At 76.4% G+C, this 25575-nt stretch carries 27 protein-coding genes; 9 read left to right on the top strand and 18 right to left on the bottom strand.

Annotated features, from left to right (window positions below; translation table 11 throughout):
• Nucleotide 1 precedes the first annotated feature (1 nt).
• The 6 genes from ACI79X_RS01895 to ACI79X_RS01920 form a co-directional block, all read right to left on the bottom strand.
• Nucleotides 2-625 carry a YceD family protein gene (locus ACI79X_RS01895; protein ID WP_457023717.1) on the bottom strand — a complete coding sequence of 208 codons (624 nt, stop codon included), beginning with the start codon at nucleotides 623-625 and terminating at the stop codon, nucleotides 2-4.
• 104 nt (nucleotides 626-729) lie between these two features.
• Nucleotides 730-1416: a hypothetical protein gene (locus ACI79X_RS01900; RefSeq protein ID WP_457023718.1), complete on the bottom strand. Its 687-nt coding sequence runs from the start codon at nucleotides 1414-1416 to the stop codon at nucleotides 730-732.
• A 67-nt stretch (nucleotides 1417-1483) separates the two neighbouring features.
• Nucleotides 1484-1966 carry a pantetheine-phosphate adenylyltransferase gene (gene coaD, locus ACI79X_RS01905; RefSeq protein WP_457023719.1) on the bottom strand — a complete coding sequence of 161 codons (483 nt, stop codon included), beginning with the start codon at nucleotides 1964-1966 and terminating at the stop codon, nucleotides 1484-1486.
• Nucleotides 1963-2517 (bottom strand): 16S rRNA (guanine(966)-N(2))-methyltransferase RsmD, encoded by a 555-nt coding sequence (gene rsmD, locus ACI79X_RS01910; RefSeq protein ID WP_457023720.1) that lies wholly within the window; start codon nucleotides 2515-2517, stop codon nucleotides 1963-1965. The genes coaD and rsmD overlap by 4 nt, the downstream gene beginning before the upstream one ends.
• A complete protein-coding gene (gene recG / locus ACI79X_RS01915) occupies nucleotides 2514-4709 on the bottom strand; it encodes an ATP-dependent DNA helicase RecG (protein ID WP_457023721.1) in 2196 nt (731 codons plus the stop codon). Before recG ends, rsmD begins: the two co-directional genes overlap by 4 nt.
• Before the next feature lies 1 nt (nucleotide 4710).
• Nucleotides 4711-6324 (bottom strand): DAK2 domain-containing protein, encoded by a 1614-nt coding sequence (locus tag ACI79X_RS01920; RefSeq protein WP_457023722.1) that lies wholly within the window; start codon nucleotides 6322-6324, stop codon nucleotides 4711-4713.
• Between the two features lie 195 nt (nucleotides 6325-6519).
• On the opposite strand from ACI79X_RS01920, the gene rpmB reads away from it, so the two are divergent.
• Entirely contained in the window at nucleotides 6520-6702 is a 183-nt protein-coding gene (gene rpmB, locus ACI79X_RS01925; RefSeq protein WP_436277817.1) for a 50S ribosomal protein L28, read from the top strand.
• An 84-nt stretch (nucleotides 6703-6786) separates the two neighbouring features.
• On the opposite strand, the gene ACI79X_RS01930 is transcribed toward rpmB, so the two are convergent.
• The 3 genes from ACI79X_RS01930 to ACI79X_RS01940 are packed head-to-tail and all read right to left on the bottom strand — an operon-like array spanning nucleotide 6787 to nucleotide 8970.
• Nucleotides 6787-7425, bottom strand: a complete 639-nt coding sequence (locus ACI79X_RS01930; protein ID WP_457023723.1) for a cytidylate kinase-like family protein — start codon at nucleotides 7423-7425, stop codon at nucleotides 6787-6789.
• Nucleotides 7413-7952 carry a GNAT family N-acetyltransferase gene (locus ACI79X_RS01935; RefSeq protein ID WP_457023724.1) on the bottom strand — a complete coding sequence of 180 codons (540 nt, stop codon included), beginning with the start codon at nucleotides 7950-7952 and terminating at the stop codon, nucleotides 7413-7415. The genes ACI79X_RS01930 and ACI79X_RS01935 overlap by 13 nt, the downstream gene beginning before the upstream one ends.
• Nucleotides 7936-8970 (bottom strand): thiamine-phosphate kinase, encoded by a 1035-nt coding sequence (locus ACI79X_RS01940; RefSeq protein WP_457023725.1) that lies wholly within the window; start codon nucleotides 8968-8970, stop codon nucleotides 7936-7938. The genes ACI79X_RS01935 and ACI79X_RS01940 overlap by 17 nt, the downstream gene beginning before the upstream one ends.
• 92 nt (nucleotides 8971-9062) lie before the next feature.
• On the opposite strand from ACI79X_RS01940, the gene ACI79X_RS01945 reads away from it, so the two are divergent.
• Nucleotides 9063-9296: an Lrp/AsnC ligand binding domain-containing protein gene (locus ACI79X_RS01945; protein WP_457023726.1), complete on the top strand. Its 234-nt coding sequence runs from the start codon at nucleotides 9063-9065 to the stop codon at nucleotides 9294-9296.
• Between the two features lie 124 nt (nucleotides 9297-9420).
• A complete protein-coding gene (locus ACI79X_RS01950; RefSeq protein WP_457023727.1) occupies nucleotides 9421-9915 on the top strand; it encodes a DUF3515 domain-containing protein in 495 nt (164 codons plus the stop codon).
• 9 nt (nucleotides 9916-9924) lie between these two features.
• Here ACI79X_RS01950 and ACI79X_RS01955 read toward each other — a convergent pair whose 3' ends face one another.
• A complete protein-coding gene (locus ACI79X_RS01955) occupies nucleotides 9925-10572 on the bottom strand; it encodes a hypothetical protein (protein WP_457023728.1) in 648 nt (215 codons plus the stop codon).
• Nucleotides 10569-11705, bottom strand: coding sequence for a D-alanine--D-alanine ligase family protein (locus ACI79X_RS01960; RefSeq protein WP_457023729.1), 1137 nt, complete (start codon nucleotides 11703-11705; stop codon nucleotides 10569-10571). The genes ACI79X_RS01955 and ACI79X_RS01960 overlap by 4 nt, the downstream gene beginning before the upstream one ends.
• A gap of 106 nt (nucleotides 11706-11811) precedes the next feature.
• Here ACI79X_RS01960 and ACI79X_RS01965 point away from each other — a divergent pair, with 106 nt between their 5' ends.
• On the top strand, nucleotides 11812-12600 hold the full coding sequence (locus ACI79X_RS01965) for a CDP-alcohol phosphatidyltransferase family protein (RefSeq protein WP_457023730.1): 789 nt from the start codon (nucleotides 11812-11814) through the stop codon (nucleotides 12598-12600).
• A 101-nt stretch (nucleotides 12601-12701) separates the two neighbouring features.
• On the opposite strand, the gene ACI79X_RS01970 is transcribed toward ACI79X_RS01965, so the two are convergent.
• The 4 genes from ACI79X_RS01970 to ACI79X_RS01985 are packed head-to-tail and all read right to left on the bottom strand — an operon-like array spanning nucleotide 12702 to nucleotide 17344.
• Complete coding sequence (locus ACI79X_RS01970) at nucleotides 12702-14354, bottom strand: TIGR03767 family metallophosphoesterase (protein WP_457023731.1); 1653 nt, start codon at nucleotides 14352-14354, stop codon at nucleotides 12702-12704.
• A gap of 4 nt (nucleotides 14355-14358) precedes the next feature.
• A complete protein-coding gene (locus ACI79X_RS01975; RefSeq protein ID WP_457023732.1) occupies nucleotides 14359-15537 on the bottom strand; it encodes a cystathionine gamma-lyase in 1179 nt (392 codons plus the stop codon).
• Nucleotides 15534-16535, bottom strand: coding sequence for an NAD(P)H-dependent glycerol-3-phosphate dehydrogenase (locus ACI79X_RS01980; RefSeq protein ID WP_457023733.1), 1002 nt, complete (start codon nucleotides 16533-16535; stop codon nucleotides 15534-15536). Before ACI79X_RS01980 ends, ACI79X_RS01975 begins: the two co-directional genes overlap by 4 nt.
• Nucleotides 16532-17344: a lysophospholipid acyltransferase family protein gene (locus ACI79X_RS01985; protein WP_457023734.1), complete on the bottom strand. Its 813-nt coding sequence runs from the start codon at nucleotides 17342-17344 to the stop codon at nucleotides 16532-16534. Before ACI79X_RS01985 ends, ACI79X_RS01980 begins: the two co-directional genes overlap by 4 nt.
• Before the next feature lie 119 nt (nucleotides 17345-17463).
• On the opposite strand from ACI79X_RS01985, the gene cofC reads away from it, so the two are divergent.
• Genes cofC through ACI79X_RS02000 form a run of 3 tightly spaced genes read left to right on the top strand, consistent with a single transcriptional unit; the run spans nucleotide 17464 to nucleotide 21179 of the window.
• A complete protein-coding gene (cofC, locus tag ACI79X_RS01990) occupies nucleotides 17464-18102 on the top strand; it encodes a 2-phospho-L-lactate guanylyltransferase (RefSeq protein WP_457023735.1) in 639 nt (212 codons plus the stop codon).
• A 52-nt stretch (nucleotides 18103-18154) separates the two neighbouring features.
• Nucleotides 18155-20260, top strand: coding sequence for an RNA degradosome polyphosphate kinase (locus ACI79X_RS01995; RefSeq protein WP_457023736.1), 2106 nt, complete (start codon nucleotides 18155-18157; stop codon nucleotides 20258-20260).
• The gene (locus ACI79X_RS02000) at nucleotides 20250-21179 is read left to right on the top strand and encodes an NUDIX hydrolase (protein WP_457023737.1); all 930 of its coding nucleotides are present in this window, start codon (nucleotides 20250-20252) and stop codon (nucleotides 21177-21179) included. The genes ACI79X_RS01995 and ACI79X_RS02000 overlap by 11 nt, the downstream gene beginning before the upstream one ends.
• 81 nt (nucleotides 21180-21260) lie before the next feature.
• Here the strand turns inward: ACI79X_RS02000 and leuD are convergent, their stop codons facing one another.
• Together leuD and leuC are read right to left on the bottom strand one after the other, a co-directional pair.
• On the bottom strand, nucleotides 21261-21869 hold the full coding sequence (gene leuD, locus ACI79X_RS02005; protein ID WP_457023738.1) for a 3-isopropylmalate dehydratase small subunit: 609 nt from the start codon (nucleotides 21867-21869) through the stop codon (nucleotides 21261-21263).
• Nucleotides 21870-21903: 34 nt separating this feature from the next.
• On the bottom strand, nucleotides 21904-23322 hold the full coding sequence (leuC, locus tag ACI79X_RS02010) for a 3-isopropylmalate dehydratase large subunit (protein WP_457023739.1): 1419 nt from the start codon (nucleotides 23320-23322) through the stop codon (nucleotides 21904-21906).
• Between the two features lie 96 nt (nucleotides 23323-23418).
• Here leuC and ACI79X_RS02015 point away from each other — a divergent pair, with 96 nt between their 5' ends.
• Together ACI79X_RS02015 and ACI79X_RS02020 are read left to right on the top strand one after the other, a co-directional pair.
• Nucleotides 23419-24081, top strand: coding sequence for an IclR family transcriptional regulator (locus tag ACI79X_RS02015; protein WP_457023740.1), 663 nt, complete (start codon nucleotides 23419-23421; stop codon nucleotides 24079-24081).
• A gap of 53 nt (nucleotides 24082-24134) precedes the next feature.
• Entirely contained in the window at nucleotides 24135-25271 is a 1137-nt protein-coding gene (locus ACI79X_RS02020; protein WP_457023741.1) for a sulfite oxidase, read from the top strand.
• On the opposite strand, the gene ACI79X_RS02025 is transcribed toward ACI79X_RS02020, so the two are convergent.
• Nucleotides 25268-25573 carry a hypothetical protein gene (locus tag ACI79X_RS02025; RefSeq protein WP_457023742.1) on the bottom strand — a complete coding sequence of 102 codons (306 nt, stop codon included), beginning with the start codon at nucleotides 25571-25573 and terminating at the stop codon, nucleotides 25268-25270. The genes ACI79X_RS02020 and ACI79X_RS02025 overlap by 4 nt on opposite strands.
• Nucleotides 25574-25575 lie beyond the last annotated feature (2 nt).

The raw sequence follows: 25575 nt of genomic DNA on the forward strand, positions 1-25575 counted from the left end.
GTCAGTTCTCCTCAGGGTCGTCCGGACGGTCGGTGACCGCTCCGGTGGTGAGTCGGCCGGCGAGGCCGGCCCAGCGGGGGTCGACCAGCTCGTGCGAGTGGTCGGCCGGGAGGTCGTCGATGCGCTGGCCGCAGCCGGAGCACAGGCCCGCGCAGTCGTCGGTGCAGGTGGGCGAGAGCGGCAGTGCCAGGACGACGGTGTCGCGGACCATCGGCTCGAGGTCGATGCGCTCGCCCTCGACGAGGCGGACCTCGTCCTCCTCGCTCGTGGCCTCGGTGGTGCTGCCCGGGTAGGCGTAGAGCTCCTGGACGTCGAGCTCGAGGGTGTCCTCGACAGGCTCCAGGCAGCGGGCGCACTGGCCCTCCACCGGCACCTCGACGGCGCCGGAGACCAGCACGCCCTCCATCACCGACTCCAGGCGCAGCCGCAGGTGCACCGGGGCGCCCTCGGGCACGCCGACGAGTTCGAGCCGCCAGCCCTCGGGAGCCGGGACGGTGCGGTCGAGCTCCTGCAGGGAGCCCGCGCGGCGGCCGAGCTCGCGCAGCTCGACGGCCCAGGGGTTGGCGGCGGGACGCCGGGCGTCGGGGCTCGCGGCGCCTGGGCGGCGGGATGGGGCGGCAGGCATGTCGGTACTCGCGGTCGTCAGAGGAGGGGATCCGGTCCGGGGAGGTCACCGGTGGACCAGCAACCGAGACTACCCGATCCTGCGCGGGTGCCGTCCGGCCCCGCTCAGTCGCGCAGGGTCTCCCGGGCCTTCTCCACCGAGCGCAGCATCCGCTCGAGGGTGGTGCCGAAGTCGGCGAGGCGGGTGTCGACGTACTCGTCGACCTCCGCGCGCATCCGGTTGACCTCCGCGACGGTCTGCGCGCCGAGTTCGTCGGAGCGGGCGACGGCGCCGCGGTAGACCTCGGTCTCGGTGACCAGGCGCTCGTGCTCGGCCTGCGCGACGGCCAGCAGCTCGGCCTGCTGCGCCTCGGCGTCGGCCAGCACCGCCGCGTGGTGGTCGCGCGCCTCGGCCAGCAGCCGGTCGGCCTCCGCCTCGGCCTGCCCGAGCAGCTCGTCGGCCTCAGCCTGGGCGCGGGCGAGCAGCTCGTCGCGCTGGCGGCGGGCCGTGCCGAGGATCTCCTCGCGCTGGCGGCGGGCGCCGGCGACGAGCCGGTCGGCCTCCTCGCGGGTGCGCCCGGTCAGCTGCTCGGCCTCGGCCTGGGCCTGCTCGAGGATCTCGGTGCGCTGCTCGACGATCGCGCCGGCGGCGTGCACCTCGTCGGGCAGGTTCTCCCGGAGGTCGTCGAGCAGGTCCAGCAGCTGGTCGCGCGGCAGGATGCACGAGCCCGACATGGGCACGCTGCGCGCGTTCTCGATCAGCCGGCTGAGCTCGTCGACGGTCTCGTAGAGCCGGTAGACGACCTCCGTCACCGAGCCTCCTCGCTGGCGCTCGTCGACCCGCTGCCGGACCGCGCCCTGCGTGACCTCGCGAGCTCGGTCACGTGGCCGCGTCCCGCTTGGCCAGCAGCCGGTCGAGGACGGCCTTGGGCACCAGCCGGGAGACGTCGCCGCCGAAGGTGGCGATCTGCTTGACCAGGCTGGAGGACAGGTGGCCGACCTGCGGGGCGGTGGGCACGAACAGCGTCTCGACGCCGGCGAGCTCGCGGTTCATCTGCGCCATCTGCAGCTCGTACTCGAAGTCGCCGACCGCGCGCAGGCCCTTGACCACGACCGGGATGTCGTGGCCGCGGCAGTAGTCGACGAGCAGCCCGCTGAAGCTGTCGACGACGACGTTCGGCAGGTCGGCGACCGCCTCGCGCAGCAGCTCCATGCGCTCGTCGACGCTGAACAGGCCGGCCTTGCCCGGGTTCACCAGCACGGCGACCACCAGCTCGTCGTACAGCCCGGCCGCCCGCGCGATCACGTCGACGTGGCCGTTGGTGACCGGGTCGAAGGACCCGGGACACACCGCTCGCCTCACGGGAGGCGACCGTACCGGAGCAGCGCCTCTCCGTAGCGGCGGTCGCGGATGCCGGTGAGCGGTGTCGGCCACTCCCACGGCTCCTCGCGGGAGGACCGCTCGACGACGACCACCGCCCCCGGCGCCAGCCACTCCCCCGTGACCAGCGCGCCGAGGACGCCGAGGACCTCGGCGGCCGGGACGGCGTAGGGCGGGTCGGCGAGCACGAGGTCGAAGCGGGCCGGCGGCGCGCCGCCGACGACGGTGGGCACCGACCCGGCGACCACCCGCGCGCCGGGCAGCCCGACGGCGGCGACGTTGGCGCGCAGCACCGGCAGCACCCGGGGCCCGTTCTCGACGAGCACCGCCTGCGCGGCCCCGCGCGAGAGCGCCTCGAGGCCCAGCGCGCCCGACCCCGCGTACAGGTCGAGGACGGCGGCGCCGTCGAGGTCGAGCAGCGAGCCCAGGCTGTTGAACAGGCCCTCGCGGGCGCGGTCGCCGGTGGGCCGCACGCCGCTCGGCGGCACTTTCAGCCGCCGCCCTCCTGCCGCCCCGGAGATCAGGCGCGTCACGCCTTCTCCAGGTACTCGGCGCGCTCGTCGGTGGCCAGGGCCGCCACCTCCATCGCCAGGCCCGGGTGGTCGGCCAGGCCGCGGTCGGTGGCCAGCAGCGCGGTGGCCTCGGCGCGCGCCGCCGCGATGAGCTCCTCGTCCTCCAGCAGCGACAGCATCCGGATGCCCGAGCGGCGGCCGGACTGCGCGGCGCCGAGCACGTCGCCCTCGCGGCGGGTCTCGAGGTCGAGGCGGGCGAGCTCGAAGCCGTCGGAGGTGCCGGCGACGGCGGCCAGCCGCTGCCCGGTCGCCGTCGTCCCGCGGGCCTCGGTGACCAGCAGGCACAGCCCCCGGTGCTTGCCGCGGGCGACACGGCCGCGCAGCTGGTGCAGCTGGCTGACGCCGAAGCGGTCGGCGTCCATGACGACCATCACCGTGGCGTTGGGCACGTCGACGCCGACCTCGACGACGGTGGTGGCCACCAGCACGTCCACCTCGCGGGCGGCGAAGGCGCGCATCGTCGCCTCCTTGGCCTCCGGCGTCATCCGGCCGTGCAGGACCGCGAGGCGCAGGCCGGCGAGCGGGCCCTCGTCGAGGGCGCGGGCGACGTCGAGGACGGCCAGCGGCGGCCGCCGGTCGTCGCCGCCCTTCCCCTCCTCGGGCGCGCCGTCGGCGTCCTCGGGGGCGTCGGTCCCGTCGTCCCCGGTCTCGTCGTCGCCGATGCGGGGGCAGACGACGTAGGCCTGCCGGCCGGCGGCGACCTCCTCGCGCAGCCGCTCCCAGGCGCGGTCGAGCCAGGACGGCTTGTCGCTGACCGGCACCACGGAGCTGGCCACGCCCCCGCGGCCGCTGGGCAGCTGGCGCAGGACGGAGGTCTCCAGGTCGCCGTAGACGGTCATCGCGACGGTGCGCGGGATCGGCGTGGCGGTCATGACCAGCACGTGCGGCGGCCGCTCGCCCTTGGCGCGCAGCGCGTCGCGCTGCTCGACGCCGAAGCGGTGCTGCTCGTCGACGACGACCAGGCCGAGGTCGGCGAAGTCGACGCCCTGCTGCAGCAGCGCGTGGGTGCCGACGACGATCCCGGCGCTGCCGTCGGCGACCGCGGCGCGGGCGGCGCGGCGGGGCGCGGCCTTGAGCGAGCCGGTGAGCAGCACGACCTTCGTGCCGGCGGGGTCGCCGTCGAGCTCGCCGGCCCGGGCCAGCGGGCCGAGCATCGCGGAGATGCTGCGCGCGTGCTGCGCGGCCAGGACCTCGGTGGGCGCCAACAGCGCGGCCTGCCCGCCGGCGTCGACCACCTGGGCCATGGCACGCAGCGCCACGACGGTCTTGCCCGACCCCACCTCGCCCTGCAGCAGGCGGTGCATGGGCTGGTCGCGGGACAGCTCGGCGGCCAGCTCCTCCCCCACCTCGCGCTGGCCCTCGGTGAGGGAGAACGGCAGCGCGGCGTCGACGGCGTCGAGCAGCCCGCCGGACCGGCGCGGGCGGGCGGTGCCCGGCTCCAGGGCGGCGGCGCGGCGGCGGGCGGCGAGCACCAGCTGCAGGGTGAGCGCCTCGTCCCACTTGAGCCGGTCCTGGGCGCGCTCGACGTCCTCGGCGGAGGTGGGCCGGTGGACGTCCAGCAGCGCGGCGGCGAGGCTGAGCAGCCCGTGCCGGGAGCGCAGGTCCTCCGGCAGCGGGTCCTCGACGAAACCGAAGCCGCCGGTGGCGTCGAGCAGCAGCTTCACGGACTTCTGGATCACCCAGCTCGAGACGTCCTTGCTCGCGGGGTAGATCGGGATGAGCGCGCGGGCCCAGTCCTCGTCGTCGTCGCCGGTGATGAGGTGGAAGTCGGGGTGGGCGAACTGCTTGGAGTTGCGGTACTCGCCGACGGTGCCGGCGAACAGCCCCCAGGAGCCCTCCTCGAGCTTGCCGAACCTCCGGTTGAAGAAGACGAGCTGCATCTGCCCGGCACCGTCGCCGACGGTGACCTCGGTGAGCGTGCCGGGGCGGTTGCGCATGCGCCGGCTGGTGACCTTGCGGACCTGCGCCAGCACGGTGACGCGGTCGCCGACCTGCAGGTCGTCGAGGCGGGCGATCTCGCCGCGGCGGGCGTAGCGGCGCGGGTAGTGGCGCAGCAGGTCGCGCACGGTGCGCAGCTCCAGCGACTCGGCCATCGCCTTGGCCGTCTTCGCGCCGAGCACGCGGGAGAGGTCGGTCTCCAGGGTGACCGCCACGTCACTCCACCCCGATCTGCAGCGGGACCGCGGCCCCGCTCTCGTAGCGCACCACCTCGACGGTCGGGTGCGCGGACGCCAGGTGCCCGCAGGCGGCGTCGCCGAGCGCGGGGTCGGGGCCGACCAGCACGGTGGCCATCTCCCCGCCGGCCGACAGCAGCCGGTCGAGCAGGTCGCAGGCGACGGCGGCGAGGTCGGCGCCGATGACCACGACGTCACCCTCGGCCGACCCCAGCACGTCGCCCGGGCGGCAGGGGCCCGCGCTGGTCAGCGCCTCCTGCTCGGCGACGGCGACCTCGGCCCAGCGGGTGGCCGCCGCGGCCTCGGCCATGCCGATGACGTCGTCGCCGAACCGGCGGGAGGGGTCGGCCACCGCGACGGCGGCCAGCCCCTGCACCGGCGACCGGGTGGGCACGACGGCGACGTCGCGGCCGAGCTCCCGGGCGCGCTCGGCGGCGCGGGAGGCGGCCGGGGTGAGCGCGGGGTCGTTGGGCAGCAGCACGACCTCGGCGGCGGCGGAGGCGACCACCTCGGCGAGGACCTCGTCCTCGGTGACCCCGTCGGGGCCGCAGGTCACCGCCCGCACGCCCTCGCCGGCGAACAGCCGCGCCAGCCCGTCGCCCGGGACGACGGCGACCACGGTGCGCCGCCCCGGCACCGGCTCGGCCGGCCGCACCGGCGCCAGCGGCGTGACGCTGATCCCGTGCGGGCGCCCGGCCTCGATGCCCGCCTCGATGGCCGCCCCGACGTCGGAGGTGTGCACGTGCACGTTCCACTGCCGCCCGGTGGGCGTGTCGACGCCGACGACGACGAGGCTGTCGCCGAGCGCGGCGAGCCGCTCGTGCAGGACGGCGACGGCGGCCTCGTCGGAGTCGGCGAGCAGGTACTGCACCTCGCTGCCCGGGCCCGGCGGCGGCTGGTGCGGGGCGTGCGGGTGGGGGTGCTCGTGCCGCTGCGGGCGGGCGTGCTGCGGGCGGCGGTGCAGCGGCGGGCGGGCCGGCTCCACGCCGGTGACCGTGGTGACCAGCGCGTCGAGGACCAGGCACAGGCCCGCGCCGCCGGCGTCGACCACGCCCGCGGTGCGCAGCACGTCGAGCTGGCCGGGGGTGGCCTCCAGCGCCGTGCGGGCGCCGTCGGCGGCGGCGGTCACGACGTCGGCCAGGGCGGTGCGCCCCCCGGCGACGGCGGCGCCCGCGGCCTCGGCGCCCGCCCGGGCGACGGTGAGGAAGGTGCCCTCCTCGGGGTCGGCCACCGCGGAGTAGGCGCCGTCGGCGGCCTTCTGCAGCGCGGCGGCCAGCGCCGGGCCGTCGGCGGGGCCCGCGCCGGCCAGGGAGTCGGACAGGCCGCGCAGCAGCTGGGCGAGGATCGTGCCGCTGTTGCCCCGGGCGCCGAGCACCGCACCGCGCGACAGCGCCGTCCACGCGGGCTCCGCCGGGCCGGCGGCCTCCAGCGCCGCGACCGCGGCCTGCGCGGTCAACAGCAGGTTGGTGCCGGTGTCGCCGTCGGGCACGGGGAAGACGTTGAGCTCGTCGATGCGCTCGCGGGCCGCGGACAGCGCGGCGACCGCGGTGCGGCACCACTGTCCGACCGCGGCGTCGTCGAGCGCCTGCAGCACGGCCGGAGGGTACCCACGGACGCCGACGGTCCGGTCCCGCGCGCGGGGGTCCGGGACGCCCGCGGGGGCCTCCCCAGGGGCATGGCGACACCGCGCCGGGGAAGCGGTTACGATGGACGACGGTCTGCGGGTGCCGTTCGGCGCACCGCCGAGTTCATGAAGACGATTCTCTGGGAGTGATCCACCGTGGCTGCCGTGTGCGATGTCTGTGGCAAGGGGCCCGGTTTCGGTATGTCGGTGTCGCACTCGCACCGCCGCACGCCGCGCCGTTGGAACCCGAACATCCAGTCGGTGCGGGCGCTGGTCGCCCCCGGCAACCGCAAGCGGATCAACGCCTGCACCTCGTGCATCCGCGCGGGCAAGGTCGTCCGCGCCTGACCGCGCCGCCCCCGCCCGGGGGGCGATGAGCCGTACCGAAGGGCCCCGGAGGTTCCCGACCTCCGGGGCCCTTCGTCGTGTGCCTCACCCGCCGTGCGGCCGGCCGATCCCCCGCGCCCGCGCCGCGGTGACCACCAGGTCGACGACCGTGTCCAGCGGCAGCGCCGTCCCGTCGACGACGAGGTGGTAGTGCCGGGCGGCGGCCGCGTCGCAGCGGTAGAAGTGCCGCACGTAGGCCTCGCGGGTGGCGTCGTTGGCCTCCATCTCGCGCCGGGTCTCCTCCTCGGGCCGGCCGTAGCGCTCCACCGCCGCGCGCAGCCGCGCCTCCGGCGGGCCGTCGAGCCGCACGTGCAGCGCGTCGGGCCGGTCGCGCAGCACCAGCGCGCCGGCGCGGCCGAGCACCACTCCCCCGGCACCGTCGGCGATCTCGCGCAGCACCCGCTCGGTCTGCTCCCGGTAGGCGCGCTCGTCGGGCTCGCCGGTCAGCGGGACGACGCCGCCGATCGGGTCGGGCATCGCCCCGAGCGAGGCCACCAGCCGCCACAGCCCGCGCACGACGCGCTCGTCGTTCGCCTCGGCGTCGTCCTGGGACACCCCGAGCCGGCCGGCCACCTGGGCCGGGATGGCGCGGTCGTGGAAGGCCAGGCCCAGCCGGCCGGCCACCGCCGGGCCCACCTCGGGGCCGCCCGCGCCGTAGGACGCGGAGATCGTCACGACGCCCACGGCCGCTCCTCCCCGGGGTCGGTCAGCTGCCGGCCGAGGAAGACCGCCCCGGCCTCCCCGGCGTAGATGCCGTACCCCGGCACGGGCCGGTACCCCATCGCGGCGTAGAGCGCGAGCGCCTCGGGCTGCCGGTCGCCGGAGTTGAGCACCACGGAGCGGTACCCGGCGGCGCGGGCGGAGTCCTCCAGCGCGGTCACCAGGAGCTGGGCCAGGCCCAGCCGGCGGAAGGCGGGCACCACGTACACCCGCTTGACCTCCGCCTCGGAGTCGCCGTGCCGGCGCCACGCGCCGCAGCCGGCGGGCTCCCCGTCCACCTCGGCGACGAGGAACAACCCCGCCGGGGGCACGAACTCCGCCGGGTCGACGACGGCCTCGTCCGGGCCGCCGTAGCGGTCGACGTACTCCTGCTGCACCCGGCCGACGAGGTCGCGCGCCAGCGGGTCGTCGTACGGCACCGCCCGCAGCCGCGCCGTCCGCCCGTCGCGCAGCCGCACGCGGCGCCCGGCGGCCTCAGCCGAAGTGGACATGCCCGGTCCTCCCTGCACCCACGGCCTGCGCGACGTCGGCCGCCGGCTCGCCGCTGACGGTCACGCCGGCCGCGCCCTCGCGGACCTCCCCGATGGCCGTCCAGCCCGCGGGCAGCGCCGCGCCGGGCGGGAACGTGGCCAGGAGGGCATGGTCCTCCCCGCCGGTGAGCACCCAGGACAGCGGGTCGGCACCGAGTGCCGCCGCCACCTGCTGCATGGGCCCGGGCGGCTCGAGCATCGTGCGCACCAGGGCCGCCCGGTCGACGTCGATGACCACCCCGCTGGCGTCGGCCAGGTGGCCGGCGTCGGCGAGCAGGCCGTCGCTGACGTCGCACATCGCGCTCGCCCCGGCGTCGGCGGCCGCCGGGCCCGCGGCGTAGGGCGGGGCGGGGCGGCGGTGCGCCCCGACGGCGGCGATCGGGCTGCTGAAGCCGCGGCGCAGCACGGCCAGCCCGCACGCCGACCAGCCCAGCCGCCCGGTGACCGCGAGGACGTCGCCGGGGCGGGCCCCCGAGCGCAGCACCGGCGCCCGGCCGCCGAGGTCGCCGAGCGCGGTCACCGACAGCACGATCGCGCCGCTGTCGGGCGCCGAGGCCACGGTGTCCCCGCCGACGACGGCCGCGCCGAGCGGCGCGCACTCGGCGGCCATGCCGGCGGCCACGCCCTCCAGCCACGACGTCGGGGTGTCGGCGGGGCAGGCCAGCCCGACGAGCAGCGCGGTGGCCACGCCGCCCATCGCGGCGACGTCGGCCAGGTTGGCCGCGGCGGCCTTGTGCCCGACGTCCTCGGCCGAGGACCAGTCACGCCGGAAGTGGCGGCCCTCGACGAGCACGTCGGTGGTGGCGACCACCCGGCCGTCGGGCACCCGCAGCACCGCGGCGTCGTCACCGGGACCGACCTCGGCGGCGGCCGCGGAGCCCGCCCGGGCGACCACCCGGGCGATGACCCCGAACTCCCCCACGACCCGGACGGTGTCGGCGAGGTCGCCGCGCCCGGTCAGCGGACGGGGCCGTGTCACCGGCCACATCCGGTCGCTGGGGTACGTTGCGCTCCGGTCCGCCTGCCGGTGGCAGGCCGCCACCCGCAGAGTCGTCGGAGGAAGGTCGTCCCGTGGTCCACGCCTACATCCTGATCCAGACCGAGGTCGGCAAGGCCGCCCAGGTGGCGTCGACGATCAGCGAGATCGCCGGCGTGACCAAGGCCGAGGACGTCACCGGCCCCTACGACGTCATCGTGCGCGCCGAGGCCGACAGCGTCGACGACCTCGGCCGGCTGGTCGTCGCCCGGGTGCAGTCGGTGGACGGGATCACCCGCACGCTGACCTGCCCCGTCGTCAACATCTGAGCCGCTGAGCGAGGACACCCCCGCCCGGGAGGACTCCCCCCGCGAGGCGGCCCCCGGGCCCCCGCCCGAGCAGTCCCGGCCCGACCCGCTGCGCCGGCTGTCCCTGCTGGCCGCGGCCGTCGTCGTGCCGGTCCTGCTGGTGGTCCGGCTGGTCGGCGGGGACGACGACGCCCCGGCCGCCGACGACCCCCCGGTGGCCGACCTCGGCCCCACGACCGGGCAGCAGCGCGAGGACCTGCCGGTGCTGCCGGTCGAGGTGCCGCCGGCCACGCCGGAGGCCGACGCGAACTGCCCCGCGCTCATGGGGGCGCTGCCGCTGGACCTGCTCGAGGACCCGGGCCGCATGGTGCAGTCCGACACCCCCTACGCCGCCGCGTGGGGCGACCCGCCGGTCGTGCTGGTCTGCGGCGTCGACGCGCCCGCGGGCCTGGTGCCCGGGGAGGGCCTGTTCACCATCAACGGCGTCACCTGGTTCGTCGACCAGTCCGACCCCGACGCCACCGTGTGGACCGCCGTCGACCGCGTCGTCCACGTCGAGGTGACCCTGCCGCCCGACGTCGACAGCGCCCCGGTGACCGCGCTCAGCGACGTCCTCCGCACCGCGCTGCCGGCGCGCTGACCCGGCCGCTCAGGCCGGCGGCAGCTCCTCCAGCTGCGCCTCCACGACCTCGCGGACCTCGGCGAGCGCCTCCTCCTCGGTGCCGGCCACCGCGGTGACCGCGACGCTGAACGCCCCGTGGCCGCACCAGGCGAACGCGGCCGGGCCGGCCAGCCCGGTGGCGGGGTCGACCTCGGCCACGGTGAGCAGGCTGCACCCGGCGGGCAGGTCCGGTGGGTCGTGGCGCAGCACGCCCTCGTACACCTCGGCGTCGTTGCCGGCGAGGTCCTCGGCGTAGGCGCCGGCTCCCGCCGGGTCGTCGAACTGGTCGAGGAAGACGCTGGTGAGCGGGCCGGTGGTGGAGCCCCAGAAGCGCTCCCAGCCGTGCCGGTAGCCGTAGTCGCGCAGCACGTCCCGCTCGCGCTCGGGGTCGTCGGCGTAGGAGGCGACGTCGTCGACGGTCTTGGCGCCGGCGGGCGGCTGCAGGTCGGCGTCGGGGATCCGCGGCAGGCCCGAGGGCACCTCGGTGAGCACCAGGTCGCCGAGCTCCTCGACGCTGCCCGGCGTCGGGGTGGCCTCCGACCGCACACCCTCGGCCTCGGAGGCCGTGCAGGCGGCCACGAGCGGGCCGGCCAGCAGCAGGCCGGCGGAGACGACGGCCCGGCGGCCGCGCGTCACCGAGGGGCCGGCCGGCCCGCCCGCGCCAGCGCGGAGGCGACCAGCCGGTCGACCAGCTCGGGGTAGGACACCCCGCTGGCCGCCCACATCCGCGGGAACATCGAGATCGGCGTGAAGCCGGGCATGGTGTTGACCTCGTTGACCACCAGCCGGTCCTCGCCGTCCGGGCCGGTGCCGAGGAAGAAGTCGACGCGCGCGAGCCCCTCGCAGTCCATGGCGAGGTAGGCGCGGCAGGAGGCCTCCCGGACCGCGCGGGTCTGCTCGGGGGTGAGGTCGGCAGGGACGTCGAACTCGACGGCGTCCTCGAGGTACTTGGCGTCGAAGTCGTACCAGGCGGTGCCGGGCTTGAGCCGGATCTCGGCGGGCAGGCTCGCCTCGGGGGCGCCGCCGTCGCGGCCGGCCAGCACGCCGCACTCGATCTCCCGGCCCGGGACGGCGGCCTCGACGACGACCTTGCCGTCGACGGCGGCCGCGGTGGCCACGGCCTCGGGGAACTGCGCCCAGTCGGTGACGCGGGTGATGCCGATGCTCGAGCCCGCCCGCGACGGCTTGACGAAGACCGGCAGGCCCAGGCGCTCGCGGTCGGCGGAGGAGAGCGCGTCGGGGTGCGCCCACAGCGCACCGCCGGCGTCGCGGAGGACGACGTGGTCGCCCTGCGGCAGCCCGGCGGCGGCGAGGAGCTTCTTGGTGAACTCCTTGTCCATCGACGCGGCGCTGGCGAACACGCCCGACCCGACGTAGGGCAGGCCGCTCATCTCCAGCAGGCCCTGGATGGTGCCGTCCTCGCCGTAGGCGCCGTGCAGGACGGGGAAGACCACGTCCACCTCGGTGAGCGCCGCGCCGATCCCGGCGGCGGGCTCGAGGACGGCGAGGCCGCGGCCGGCCGGGTCGCCGACGAGGGAGACCGCCGTCCCGCCGGTGACCTCGGGGAGCTGCCCGTCGGTGATGGCCAGCCGCTGCGCGGGGTCGGGCAGGACCCAGCGGCCGTCGCGGGCGATGCCGACCGGCACCACCTCGTAGCGCTCCGGGTCGAGGGCGGCGATCACGCTCCCCGCCGAGACGCAGGAGATCGCGTGCTCTGCGCTGCGCCCCCCGAACACGACCGCGACGCGCACCCTGCCTGTCCCGCTCATCGCGGCCGACCCTAGTCGACGCCCGCGCGCGTCCCGCGTCTCCCGTGGGCTGTGGCGGGGGCGGTGTGGGAACCTCGTCGCGATGCGGGAGAACGCGGCCCCTCCGGTGGACCCCCGGCCTCCGGCGACGACGGCGCACCAGGGGCACGGGGACGCTCCGGCGCGTCCGCACTCCCTCGGGCTGCGGCTGGCCGGCGCCGCCGTGCACGCCTACACCGCGCTGGGCTCGGTCCTGGCGCTGCTGTTCGTGCTCGCGGCGCTCGAGGGCGAGGTGGAGGCCGCGCTCTGGGTCGGCCTCGCCGCGCTGTTCATCGACGGCACCGACGGCATGCTCGCCCGCCGCGCGCGGGTCAAGGAGACGATCCCCTGGTTCGACGGGGCCCTGCTCGACAACATCGTCGACTACCTGACCTACGTCTTCGCGCCCGTCGTCCTGCTCTGGACGACCGGCGCGCTGCCCCACGGGCCGTGGGGCTGGGTGCTCGCCGCGCTGCCGCTGCTGGCGTCGAGCTACCAGTTCTGCCGGGTCGACGCGAAGACCGACGACCACACGTTCCTCGGCTTCCCGAGCTACTGGAACGTCGTGGCGTTCTACGCGGTGGTGCTCGACCTGTCGCAGGTGGCCGTGGCGATCACGCTCGTCGTCTGCTCGGTGCTGGTATTCGTGCCGGTGCGCTACCTGTACCCATCGCGCACCGAGGCGCTGTGGCAGCTGAGCATGCTGCTGACGGCGGTCTGGTTCGTCTGCTACGCCGTCCTGGTCGTGCAGCTGCCCGACCCGAACCCGTTCGTCGTGGTGCTGTCGTTCGCCTACGTCGTCTACTACCTGGCGTTCAGCGGGTGGCTCACCGCCCGCGCCGCCCACCGCCGCCGCAAGGCCGCCCGCGCCGCCTGAGCCCGCCCTGGCGCCGCTGCCGCGGTGACGGCGTGCGCACAGGTGCGGTCCGCGGGCCCGTGGCTGCACGTCGGCGCACGCTGTCGGGCCGGCCTGGGCCGTCAGAACGGGGCGCGCAGCACCAGCTCGACGTTGCGGTCGGCGGGCGTGCCGGCCAGCCCCGACCCCAGCCCCGCCCACGGCACGTTGGCCGCGAGCTCGCGGTGCAGCGACGCCAGCGCGGCGGGCTCGCGGGCGGCCGGGTCGCCCGGCGACGGCGGCCGCGCCGGGCTGCCGTGGTCGACCATCGTGCAGACCAGCGACAGCGTCCCGTCGCCGTTGCCGAGCACCTCGACCACCCGCGCCTGCCCCGGCCAGTCGACGACGGCGCAGGTGGCCACCTCCCACAGCCCCGCGCCGGGCTCGTCCGGGTGCGCCCAGGCCCGCACCTCGCTCACGTGCGTGTGCCCGTTGAGCCACAGCACCACGTTGGGCCAGCGGTGCAGCAGGGCCAGCAGCTCCGCGGCGCCCAGCGCGTCGTCCTCCGCGGCGGGCCGGCGGCCGAGGGCGTCGGAGCGGGTCAGCGTGCTCGACCCGTGGTGCGACAGCAGCACCACGAGCCGGTCGGCGTTGCCGGTGGCCACCCGCCCGCCGTCGGGACCGGGGGCCGACGACGACACCTCGCGCAGCCGCTCCTCCAGCCACCGCGCCTGCGCGGCGTCCACGGAGCCGGCCGCCCCGCCGGTGACCCGCGTGGTGTCCAGGCACACCACCCGGACGCCCGGGACGCCGTCCCACGCGTAGTACGCGGTGCCCTCGCGCAGGTTCTCCTCGGTGAACCCGTGGCCCGACGGAGCGCCCGGGTCGGCGAGGTGCGCCGCGACGAACGCGCGCCGGTCGATGAACCGCCGGTCGGCCACCGGGGTCACCGGCCGCGAGGTGGCGGTGGTGAACACCTCCGAGGAGTGCGTGAACAGCGCCAGCGCGTCGTCGAGGGCCGCACCCGGCAGCAGGGCGGGGTCGACGTCGACCGGCTTGCGCCCGGCGCCCAGGACGGCGGCCAGCGCCGGCGTGGGCACCCCGACGCCCTGGATGAGCGCCTCGTGGTTGCCGTGGCAGCCGAGCCACGGCAGCCGCAGCCCCTCGGCGGCGAACGCCGCGAACGCCGCGTCGAGCAGGCCCGGCCGGGCGGGGAACCCGAACCGCTCGTGGTGCAGCCCGCCGTCGTCGTCGGGCCGCCAGAACAGGTCGTGCGGCCAGCCGGAGGCCTGCACGCCGTCGTAGGCGGTGAGCCCCGCGCCCGGGGACACGACGCCGCCGCGCAGCACCGCCAGGAACAGCTCCAGCTCGTTCCACTGGGCGTTGTCGATGGCGTCGCCGGTGGTCACCACCACCTGCAGGGGCTCCCCCGTGCGCGGCCCGCCGGCCAGGCCGTTGAGCGTGCGCACCAGCGCGTCGACGGCGTGCGCGGTGAGCGCCTCCTGCGGCCGGTGCATCGGGACCAGCGCGCTCATCCGCGGGTCGGTCTCGAAGCGGTGGAAGAACTCGAAGCGCGCCGGCGAGCAGACGTCGGCCAGCTGCAGGTCGGTGACGTGCGCCAGGCAGGCCACCGCCCGCGCGCCGCGCCGGGGCGGGTCCCAGGTCTCCCCCACCAGGTCGCGGCGCACGCGGTGCGGCTCCCCCGCGGCCCACGCCAGCGCGCGGTAGTCGCCGTCGCGGCCGCGGTGCAGCACGGGGCCGGCCGCGAGGACACGGTCGAGGGTGGTGCGGCTCATCCGCTCAGACGGAGGAGGCGGCGTCGAGCCCCGCGGTGAGGTCGTCGACGACGTCGCCGGTGTCCTCGATCCCGCAGGAGAACCGCAGGAAGCCGGCGGGGACGGCGTCGCCGCCCCACTGCGCGCGGCGGTCGACGGTGCTGTGCACCCCGCCGAAGCTCGTCGCCGCGACCCACAGCCGGGTGGCGGCGAGGAAGCGCGACACCGCGGCCTCGTCGGCGAGCTCGGCGGACACGACGCCGTTGGGGCGCAGCATCTGCCGGGTCGCCAGCGCGTACGAGGGGTCCTCCGGCCGCCACGGCCAGCGCACGCCGGTGACCGCCGGATGGGTGGCGAGCACCTCCGCGACCGCCGCCGCGGTCTCCGCCTGCCGGGCCAGCCGCAGGTCCAGCGTGCTCATCGACCGGTGCCCGAGCCAGGCGTCGAAGGCGCCCGGCGTGGCGCCGGTGTGGTCGCGCCAGCCCTTGAGCCGGTCGAACACCTCGTCGGAGGAGGTGCTCACGTGGCCGAGCAGCAGGTCGCTGTGCCCGGTGAGCGCCTTGGTGTCGGCGGCCATCGTCACGTCGGCACCGAGGGCCAGCGGCCGCTGGCCGAGCGGGGTGGCGGTGGTGTTGTCGACGGCGAGCAGCGCGCCGGCGGCCCGGGTGGCCCGGGCGACCGCGGCGACGTCGCAGACGTCGAGCTGGGGGTTGCTCGGGGTCTCCAGCACCACCAGCCGGGCGCCGTCGAGGCCGCCCTCCGCGGCGAGGCCGGCGACGTCGAGGGTGGGCACGTACTCGACCCGGATGCCGAGCCGCTCGAGCTCGTCGCGGGCCAGCAGCCGGGTCGTGTAGTAGCCGTCGCTCGGCAGCACCAGCCGGTCGCCGGCCGACACCAGCCCCAGGACGACGGCGGAGATCGCGGCCATGCCGGTGGCGAAGGACAGGCACCGGCCGCCGTCGAGCTCCCCGACCGCGTCCTCGAAGGCCCGGAACGTCGGGTGCTCGGTGCGGGCGTAGGCGTCGCGGCCGCCGGCGCGGGGCGGCAGGTCGCCGAGGTGGTACGGCGCGGCGAACACCGGCGAGGGGCGCAGCGGGGCGCCCGGCTCGGGGGGAGCGTCGCCGGCGTGCACCGACCGGGTGCCGTCCCCCCAGCCGTCGAGCGGTCCGCTCGCTCGGGCTCCGCCCGTCGTGCCGTCGGTCACTCGGGCTTGGCCTCTCGGGACATGATCTCCTTCACCATCTGCGCCGCCGGGACGCCCTCGTGGCAGACCCGCACGACCGCCTCGGTCACCGGCACGTCCACCCCGTGCGCGCGGGCGAGGTCCAGCACCGACCGGCAGCTCTTCACGCCCTCGGCGGTCTGCCGGGTGGTGGCCTGCACCTCCTCCAGCGACAGGCCGCGGCCGAGCTTCTCGCCGAAGGTGCGGTTGCGCGACAGCGGCGAGCTGCAGGTGGCCACGAGGTCGCCGAGGCCGGCGAGCCCCGCGAACGTGGTCAGCTCGGCGCCCAGCGCGAGGCCGAGCCGGGCGGTCTCGGCCAGCCCGCGGGTGATGAGCGAGGCCCGGGTGTTGTCCCCGAAGCCCATCCCCTCGGCGATGCCGCAGGCCAGCGCGATGACGTTCTTCACCGCGCCGCCGAGCTCGCAGCCGACGAGATCGCGGTTGGTGTAGGGCCGGAAGTACGGCGTGTGGCAGGCGGCCTGCAGCGCGGTGGCGCGGTCGTCGTCCGGGCAGGCGATGACGGTGGCCGCCGGCTGCTCCTCGGCGATCTCCCGCGCCAGGTTCGGCCCCGACAGGGCGGCCACCCGCTCCGGGCCCGCGCCGGTGACCTCGCCGATCACCTCGCTCATCCGCTTGGTGCTGCCGAGCTCGATGCCCTTCATCAGCGAGAGCAGCGTCGCGTCGGGCGGCAGCAGCGGCGTCCACTCGCCGAGGTTGGCGCGCAGCGACTGGGACGGGACGGCGAGCACCACGACGTCGGCGCCGTCGAGGGCGACCCCGGCGTCGGGCGTGGCGGTGAGCGCGCCGGGCAGCCGCACGCCGGGCAGGTAGTCGGGGTTCTCCCCGGTCTCGGTGATCGCCGCGGCGAGCTCGGGGCGGCGGGCGTGCAGGGTCACCGTGCACCCGGCGTCGGCGAGCACCTTGGCGAACGTCGTCCCCCAGGACCCGGCCCCGAGGACGGCGGCGCGCGTGCCGCTCACGCGGCGCTCCCCGGCAGGTCGCCGGGCAGCGACCGCCGCGGGCGGGCGGCGAAACCGGGCGGCGCCGGTTCGCCGCGGACGTCGGCCAGGAGGTCACGCACCCGGCCCATGATGGTGTCGGTGACCTCGCGCAGCAGGTCGGGCGTCAGCGGGCGCCCGGCGCGCACCTCCTCGCGCAGCGCCGTGAGGTCGACCGGCTCCCCGATCAGGTACTCGGTGGGCGTGCGCGGCCGCAGGTGCAGCTTCTTGGTGTGGTAGTCGTGCACCCGCTGCGGGCCCCACTGGGCCACCGGCAGGACGACGGCGTCGGTGGTCAGCGCGAGCCGCGCGACGCCGGTGCGGGCCTGCATCGGCCACCAGTCGTCGTCGCGGGTGACCGACCCCTCGGGGTAGATGACGACGACGTTGCCGGCCTCGAGGTCGGCGGCCGCGGCGGCCAGCGCGCCCCGGGCCTCCGAGGAGCCGCGGGCCACCGGGATCTGCCCGGCGTCGCGCAGGATCGCCCCGGCCAGGCCCTTGAACACCGCCTCCTTGGCCAGGAAGTGCGGCACCCGCCCGTTGTCGTAGACCAGCCGCGCGCAGGCCAGCGGGTCGAGCACGGAGACGTGGTTGGCCACGAGCAGCACCGGCCCGGTGCGCGGCAGCCGGTCGCCGTGCCGGTACCGCAGCCTGAACAGCAGCGAGGCCACCGGGTAGATGACGACGACGGCCAGGCGCAGCGACCAGGGCAGCCGCCCGCGCTCGTGCAGGGCGCGGGGCCGTGTCTGCCCCGGGACCGCGGGGGTCCCCGGGGTCGGGTCCTCGGTCACCGGCATCCCTCCGCTCGACGTGACGACCGGCACATGATCGACCCTCGCCGGGGCCGGTGGTCGCACCGGGGTCCCCACGCGGCGACGGCCCGGCGCCCGCGTGTGCTCACATGGGCGGTGTGCGGTGGTCCCTGGTCGTCCCGGCGAAGCGGCTCGGCGCGGCCAAGACCCGCCTGGCGCCGCTGACCGGCGGTGGCCGCGGCGACCGGCCCGACCTGCACGCCGACCTGGTGCTCGCGCTGCTGGCCGACACCGTCGCCGCCGCGCGCGCCTGCCCCGCCGTGGCCGCCGTCGTGGTGGTCACCGACGACGAGCGGGCCGCGGCCACCGTGCGCGCGCTCGGCGCCCGGACCGTGCCCGACGAGCCCGACCGCGGGCTCAACCCGGCGCTCGCGCACGGCGCCCGGGCGACCGGGGCGTCGGCGGTGGCGGCGCTGTCGTCGGACCTGCCGGCGCTGCGGCCGGCCGAGCTCGCCGCCGCCCTCGACGCCGCGGCGGCGGTCCCCCGCGGGTTCGTCGCCGACGCCGCGGGCACCGGCACCACCCTGCTCACCGCGTCGGGCGTGCCGCTGGACCCGCACTTCGGCAGCGGGTCGGCCGCCGCGCACACCGCCGCGGGCGCGCTCGCGCTGACCGGCGACTGGCCGGGGCTGCGCCGCGACGTCGACACGCCCGCCGACCTGCGCGAGGCCACGGGCCTCGGGCTCGGGCCGGCCACCGCGGCGCTGCTGCCGCGGCTGCCGCGGCCTGCGGCCTGAGGTCGCCGGGCGCGGTCCCTCGCCGTTCACCCGCGTGGGGCACGATGACCGCGTGGCTGCCGAGACGACACCCGTGGTGACCGGGCCGGAGACGACCGTGCCCGCCGACGGGGGGACCGCCCTGCCCGCCGACCGCTTCCTCAACCGGGAGCTGTCCTGGCTGGACTTCAACTCGCGGGTGCTCGAGCTGGCCGAGGACGAGTCGATGCCGCTGCTCGAGCGCGTCAAGTTCCTGGCGATCTTCGCGGGCAACCTCGACGAGTTCTACATGGTCCGCATCGCCGGGCTGAAGCGCCGGCTGAGCACCGGCCTGACCGTCCGCTCCCCCGACGGGCTGACCATCCGCGAGCAGCTGGCCCGGGTCACCGCGCGCACCCAGGAGCTGGTCCACCGGCACGCCGTCGTCTTCCAGCAGGACGTGACGCCGCGGCTGGAGGCCGAGGGCATCCGGATCGTGCACTGGCGGGACCTGGCCGAGTCCGAGACCCGGCGGCTGCGCGAGTACTTCCGCGACCAGGTGTTCCCGGTGCTGACCCCGCTCGCGGTCGACCCGGCGCACCCGTTCCCCTACATCAGCGGCCTGTCGCTCAACCTCGCGGTCTCGGTGCGCGACCCCGAGACCGGCGCGCCGCGCTTCGCCCGGCTCAAGGTGCCGAACAACGTGCCGCGGTTCGTGCCGGTGGGACCGGCCGACGAGGCGACGTTCCTGCCGCTCGAGGACCTCATCGCCGCCCACCTGGCGCTGCTGTTCCCCGGCCTCGAGGTGATCGACCACCACCTGTTCCGGGTCACCCGCAACGCCGACCTCGAGGTGGAGGAGGACCGCGACGAGGACCTGCTGCAGGCCCTCGAGCGCGAGCTCGCCCGCCGCCGCTTCGGCCCGGCCGTGCGGTTGGAGGTGACCGAGACGATGGACCCGCAGATCCTGTCGGTCCTCGTCTCCGAGCTCGAGGTCAGCCCCGAGGACGTCGTCACCGTGCCCGGGCTGCTCGACCTCGCCTCGCTGTGGGCGCTCTACGCCCTCGACCGGCCCGAGCTCAAGGACGAGCCGTTCGTGCCGGCCACCCACCCGCGGCTGTCCGACGGAGAGACGCCCAAGAGCGTCTTCGCCACGCTGCGCGAGGGCGACGTGCTGGTCCACCACCCGTACCACTCGTTCGCCACGAGCGTGCAGCGCTTCATCGAGCAGGCCGCGGCCGACCCGCACGTGCTGGCGATCAAGCAGACGCTGTACCGCACGTCGGGTGACTCCCCGATCGTCACCGCGCTCATCGAGGCGGCCGAGGCCGGCAAGCAGGTCGTCGTCCTCGTGGAGATCAAGGCGCGCTTCGACGAGGAGGCCAACATCACCTGGGCCCGCTCGCTCGAGCGGGCCGGCTGCCACGTCGTCTACGGCCTGGTGGGGCTCAAGACCCACTGCAAGACGGCGCTGGTGGTGCGCCGGGAGAACGGCGTCATCCGCCGCTACGTGCACATCGGGACGGGCAACTACAACCCGAAGACGGCCCGCCAGTACGAGGACCTCGGCATCCTCACCGCCGACCCGCGGGTGGGCGCCGACCTCACCGACCTGTTCAACGTGCTGACCGGCTACTCGCGGCAGACGTCCTACCGGCAGCTCATGGTGGCGCCGCAGGGCATCCGCGCCGGCCTGCTGGAGAAGATCCGCCGGGAGGCCCGGCACGCCGCGGAGGGGCGGCCGTCGGGGATCCGCATCAAGGTGAACTCGCTGGTCGACGAGCGGCTGATCGACGCGCTGTACGAGGCGTCGCGGGCCGGGGTGCCGGTGGAGTTGTTCATCCGCGGGATCTGCGCGCTGCGCCCCGGCGTGCCCGGGCTGTCGGAGAACGTCCGCGCCCGCTCGATCGTGGGCCGCTTCCTCGAGCACTCGCGCGTGATGGCGTTCGTCAACGGCGGCGACGAGGAGTGGTGGATCGGCAGCTCCGACCTCATGCACCGCAACCTCGACCGGCGCGTGGAGGTGCTGCTGCGGGTCTGCGACGACACCGCGCAGCGCCAGCTGCAGGGCATGTTCGACGCCGCGATGGCGCCCGGCGTGCGCTGCTGGGAGCTCGGTCCCGACGGCGCGTGGGTGCGCGGCGGCGAGCGCGACTACCAGGCCGGCCTGATGCGGGCGGTGACCGAGCATGCCGGCTGAGCGCACCCGTGCCGTGATCGCGGCGGCCGGCGGCGCGGTCTGGCGCCCGGCCGACGGCGGCGGCATCGAGACCGTCGTCGTCCACCGGCCCCGCTACGACGACTGGTCGCTGCCCAAGGGCAAGCTCGACGTCGGCGAGAACGCGCTGGTCGCCGCCGTCCGGGAGGTCTGCGAGGAGACCGGGCTGCAGGTGGTGGCCGGGCGGCGCAGCGTGCGCACCCACTACGAGGTCGCCGCCGGGCCCAAGCACGTCGACTACTGGCTCATGCGGGCCGTCGGCGGGGAGGCGTTCACGCCCAACGACGAGGTCGACGAGCTGCGCTGGCTGCCGGTCGACGACGCCGCCCGCCTGGTCACCCACGCGCACGACCGCGCCGTGCTGGCCGACCTCGCGCGCGAGGACGTCCCGCGGGCGCCGTCGCTGCTGCTGGTGCGGCACGCCAAGGCGGGCAGCCGGCGCGACTGGGACGGCCCCGACGAGGAGCGCCCGCTGGAGAGCCAGGGCCGGCGGCAGGCCGCGCAGCTCGCCGCGGTGCTGCCGCTGTTCGGCCCGCGGGAGCTGCACACCGCCGACCGGGTGCGCTGCCGGCAGACGCTCGAGCCGCTGGCCGCCGCCACCGACCTGGAGCTGCACACGCTGCGCGAGCTCGGCGAGGAGGAGTACGCCGCCGACCCGCGGGCCGGCCTCGACGCCGTCGAGGCGATGCTCGCGCCGTCGGAGGAGCCCGGGGTGCGCGTGGTGTGCAGCCAGGGCGGGGCGATCCCGTCGGTGCTCATGAGCCTCGGGGTGCGCTTCGAGGGCACCCGGCTCCACCCGCCCGCGGCCAAGGGCAGCGTGTGGGCGCTCGGCGGGCGCCCGGGCGCGCTGCTCGCCGACTACTACCGCGAGTTCGACCCGGACGCCGACGCCCCCCGCTGAGGGACGCCGATGAAGGACCCCCCTTCCCCCCGCGCCTCGCACGCTCGGCGCGGGACCCTGAAGGGGGGCCGTTCCATCACGTCACCCGGCCGGGAGGGCCGGGAGCGCCTTCGGCAGCCAGGCCGGGCGGCGGTCCTCGAAGGCCTCGATGTCGCCGAGGTGCCGCTCGGTGAGCCCGACGTCGTCCAGGCCCTCCAGGAGGCGCCAGCGGGTGTACTCGTCCACCTCGAACGGCACGGTCGTGTCGCCGTAGGAGACGGTCCGCGCCTGCAGGTCCACGGTCACCGGGGTGGCCGGGTCGGCCTCGACGGCCTGCCACAGCGCCTCGACGTCGGCCTGCGGCAGGACGACGGTGAGCAGCCCGGACTTGGTCGAGTTGTTCTTGAAGATGTCGGCGAACCGCGAGCTGATGACCACGCGGAAGCCGCCGTCGAGCAGCGCCCAGCAGGCGTGCTCGCGGGAGGAGCCGGTGCCGAAGTCCGGCCCGGCGACCAGGATCGTCGCCTCGGCGTACTCCGGCTGGTTGAGCACGAAGTCGGGCTCGTTGGTGCGCCAGGCGACGAACAGGCCGTCCTCGAAGCCGGTGCGGGTGATCCGCTTGAGGTACTCGGCCGGGATGATCTGGTCGGTGTCGACGGCGCTGCGCCGCAGCGGGGCCGCGGTGCCGGTGTGCGTGGTGAAGGGCTGCATCTCGGACTTCCTGCTGGGGCGGCGGGGCGGGTGGTCAGACCGTCGCGGGGACGTCGGCCAGGTCGGCGGGGGCGGTCAGCCGGCCGGTGAGCGCGGTCGCGGCCGCCACGGACGGCGACACCAGGTGCGTGCGCCCGCCCTTGCCCTGCCGACCCTGGAAGTTGCGGTTGCTCGTCGACGCCGACCGCTCCCCGGGCTTCAGCTGGTCGGGGTTCATGCCCAGGCACATCGAGCAGCCGGCGCCGCGCCACTCGGCACCCGCCTCGGTGAACACGCGGTCCAGGCCCTCGGCCTCGGCCTGCTGCTTGACGCCGATCGAGCCGGGGACGACGAGCATCCGGGTGCTCGCGTCGATCCGCCTGCCGCGCAGCAGCTCGGCGGCGGTGCGCAGGTCCTCGATGCGGCCGTTGGTGCAGGAGCCGAGGAAGACGGTGTCCACCTCGATCTCGCGCAGCGGCGTGCCCGGGGTGAGGCCCATGTAGGCCAGTGCCTGCTCGGCGGCGCGGCGCTCGTTGTCGTCGGCGAGCTCGGCCGGGTCGGGCACCCGGCCGGTGATCGGCAGGCCCTGCCCGGGGTTGGTGCCCCAGGTGACGAACGGCGCGAGCTCGGCGGCGTCGAGGACCACCTCGGTGTCGAAGACGGCGCCCTCGTCGGTGCGCAGCGTCCGCCAGTACTCGACGGCGGCGTCCCAGTCGGCGCCCTGCGGGGCGTGCGGGCGGCCCTGCAGGTAGGCGAACGTCGTCTCGTCGGGGGCGATCATCCCGGCGCGGGCGCCGGCCTCGATCGACATGTTGCAGATCGTCATCCGGGCCTCCATCGACAGCGCCTCGATGGCGCTGCCGCGGTACTCGATGACGTGGCCCGCGGCGCCGTTGGTGCCGATCCGCGCGATGACGGCGAGGATGACGTCCTTGGCCGAGACGCCCTCCGGCAGCTCGCCGTCGACCGTGACCGCCATCTGCTTCGGCCGGTACTGCGGCAGCGTCTGGGTGGCCAGCACGTGCTCGACCTCGCTGGTGCCGATGCCGAACGCGAGCGCGCCGAACGCGCCGTGGGTGGAGGTGTGGCTGTCGCCGCAGACGATGGTCAGGCCGGGCTGGGTGAGGCCGAGCTGCGGGCCGATGACGTGCACGATGCCCTGGTCGCGGTCGCCCATCGGGGCCAGCCGGATGCCGAACTCGGCGGCGTTGCGGCGCAGCGCCTCCACCTGCGCCCGGCTGACCGGGTCGGCGATCGGGGCCAGCACGTCGAGCGTCGGGACGTTGTGGTCCTCGGTGGCCATGGTGAGGTCGGGCCGGCGCACCGGGCGGCCGGCCGCGCGCAGGCCGTCGAACGCCTGGGGGCTGGTGACCTCGTGCACGAGGTGCAGGTCGATGTAGAGCAGGTCGGGCTCGCCCGCGGCGCTGCGCACCACGTGGGCGTCGTAGACCTTCTCCGCCAGGGTCTTCGGCACTTTCCCTCCAGGTCCACCGAGCGCACATCCCATTGCGTGGGATGAGAGTATCGCTGTGTGGGACAGCCTAACCCCGTCGCCGTGCTGGACAAAGCAGTGGCCATCCTCCGTGCCGTGGCGCACGAGCCGGCCACCCTCGCCGACCTCGTGGAGCGCGCCGGGCTCCCCCGCGCCACCGCGCACCGGCTGGCCGTCGCCCTCGAGGGCCACCGCCTGCTGCGCCGCACCCCCGCGGGCGCCTGGGCGCCCGGCCCCGCGCTCGCCGAGCTCAGCCACGGCAGCGTCGACCTCGCCCAGGTGGCCGGCCGGCACCTCGTCGCCCTGCGCGACGCGAGCGGCGAGAGCGCGCAGTTCTACGTCCGCGAGGGCGGCTCGCGGGTCTGCGTGGCGGCCGCCGAGCGCGCCTCGGGCCTGCGCGACACCGTCCCGGTCGGCGCCCGGCTGCCCATGACGGCGGGCTCGGCCGCGCACGCGCTGCTGGCCTTCGCACCCGCCGAGGAGGTCACCCCGCTGCTGCCGGGCGCGAGCTTCACCGCCCGCACGCTGCTCGACGTCCGCCGGCGCGGGTGGGCGCACAGCGTGGCCGAGCGGGAGGCCGGCGTCGCCTCGCTGTCCGCGCCGGTGCGCGACCCCGCCGGTGCCGTCCTGGGCGCGGTCTCCATCTCCGGCCCGGTCGAGCGGCTCGGCCGCCGGCCCAGCCCCGAGGTGGTCGGCGCGGTCCTGGAGACCGCGGCCGCCATCGCCCGCGCCGCGAGCTGATCCCGGCCGACCGGAGGGGTGACCGGGCGGCGGCGGGAGCGGAGACTCCCGGCATGACGACGACGGACCCGACGACGACGGACCCGACGACTCAGCCGACGAGGTCCCGCGGGCGCGCCCGCATCGCGGAGCCCGGCGAGGGCATCGGCCTCGACGAGCTCGCGCTGGCCACCCGCAACCACGGCATGCCCTTGGAGGCGCTGCGCTGGGACGTCACGCCGCCGGGCCTGCACTACGTGCTCACGCACTACGACATCCCGGCGGTCGACCCGGCCGGCTGGTCGCTGCAGGTCACCGGCGCGGTCGGCCGGGAGCTCCGGCTGGACCTCGCGGAGCTGCGGCGCCGTCCCGCGGTCACCGCGCGGGTGCTGCTCGAGTGCGCCGGCAACGGCCGCGCCCGGCTGGAGCCCCGCCCGGTGAGCCAGCCGTGGCTGCTCGAGGCGGTCGGCAGCGCCGAGTGGACCGGCACGCCGCTCGCGCCCCTGCTGGAGGAGGCCGGGGTCTCCCCCGGCGCGGTCGACGTCGCGTTCACCGGCGCCGACCACGGCGTCGAGCGCGGCGTGGAGCAGGACTACACCCGCGGCCTGCCGCTCGCCGAGGCGATGCGGCCCGACGTGCTGCTGGTCTGGGCGATGAACGGCGCGCCGCTGCCGCCGCAGCACGGCGCGCCCGTGCGGCTGCTGGTCCCCGGCTGGTACGGGATGGCGCACGTGAAGTGGCTGACCCGCGTCGAGGTCCTCGACCGCCCCTTCGACGGCTTCCAGAACGCCGTCGCCTACCGCCTGAAGACCGAGGCGCACGAGGACGGCGTGCCGGTCACCCGGATCGCGCCCCGGGCGCTGCTGGCCCCGCCCGGCTTCCCCGACTTCATGACCCGCGAGCGCTTCGTGCACGCGGGCCCCGTGACGCTCACCGGCCGTGCCTGGTCGGGGCGGGCGCCGCTGACCGGGGTCGAGGTGAGCACCGACGGCGGCGACACCTGGGCGGCGGCCGACCTCGCCCCCGCCGACCCGGCGCACCCGTACGCCTGGCGCGCCTGGACCTGCACCTGGGACGCCCGCCCGGGCAGCACCGAGCTGCTGGTGCGGGCCGCCGACGCCGACGGCCCGCAGCCGGTGGAGCAGCCCTGGAACCGCCAGGGCATGGCCAACAACCTGGTGCAGCGGGTGCCGGTGACCGTCCTGGGCTAGTGCCCCGGCGCGGTGCGGCCGCTGCCGTCGTCCTCCGGGTCCTGCCGCTCGGCCGGCTCCTCGACCAGGATCGGCCGCAGCCGGGACCACAGCGCGAACGCGGCGGCGAAGGCGAGCATCGCCAGCCCCGCCCACAGGTTGGCGTTCACGTCGCCGGTCTTCTCGCCCTCCCGGTCGCCGAACAGGCCCAGGAGGACCAGCACGACGCCGTAGAAGCCGATCAGCGCGGCGATCACGTTGCGGACGTCGAAGGCGCCGGCCGCCTGCTTGGCCGGGGCCGAGCGGTTGCTGCTGCTGCTCATGA

This window comes from Geodermatophilus sp. SYSU D01119, assembly GCF_054049975.1.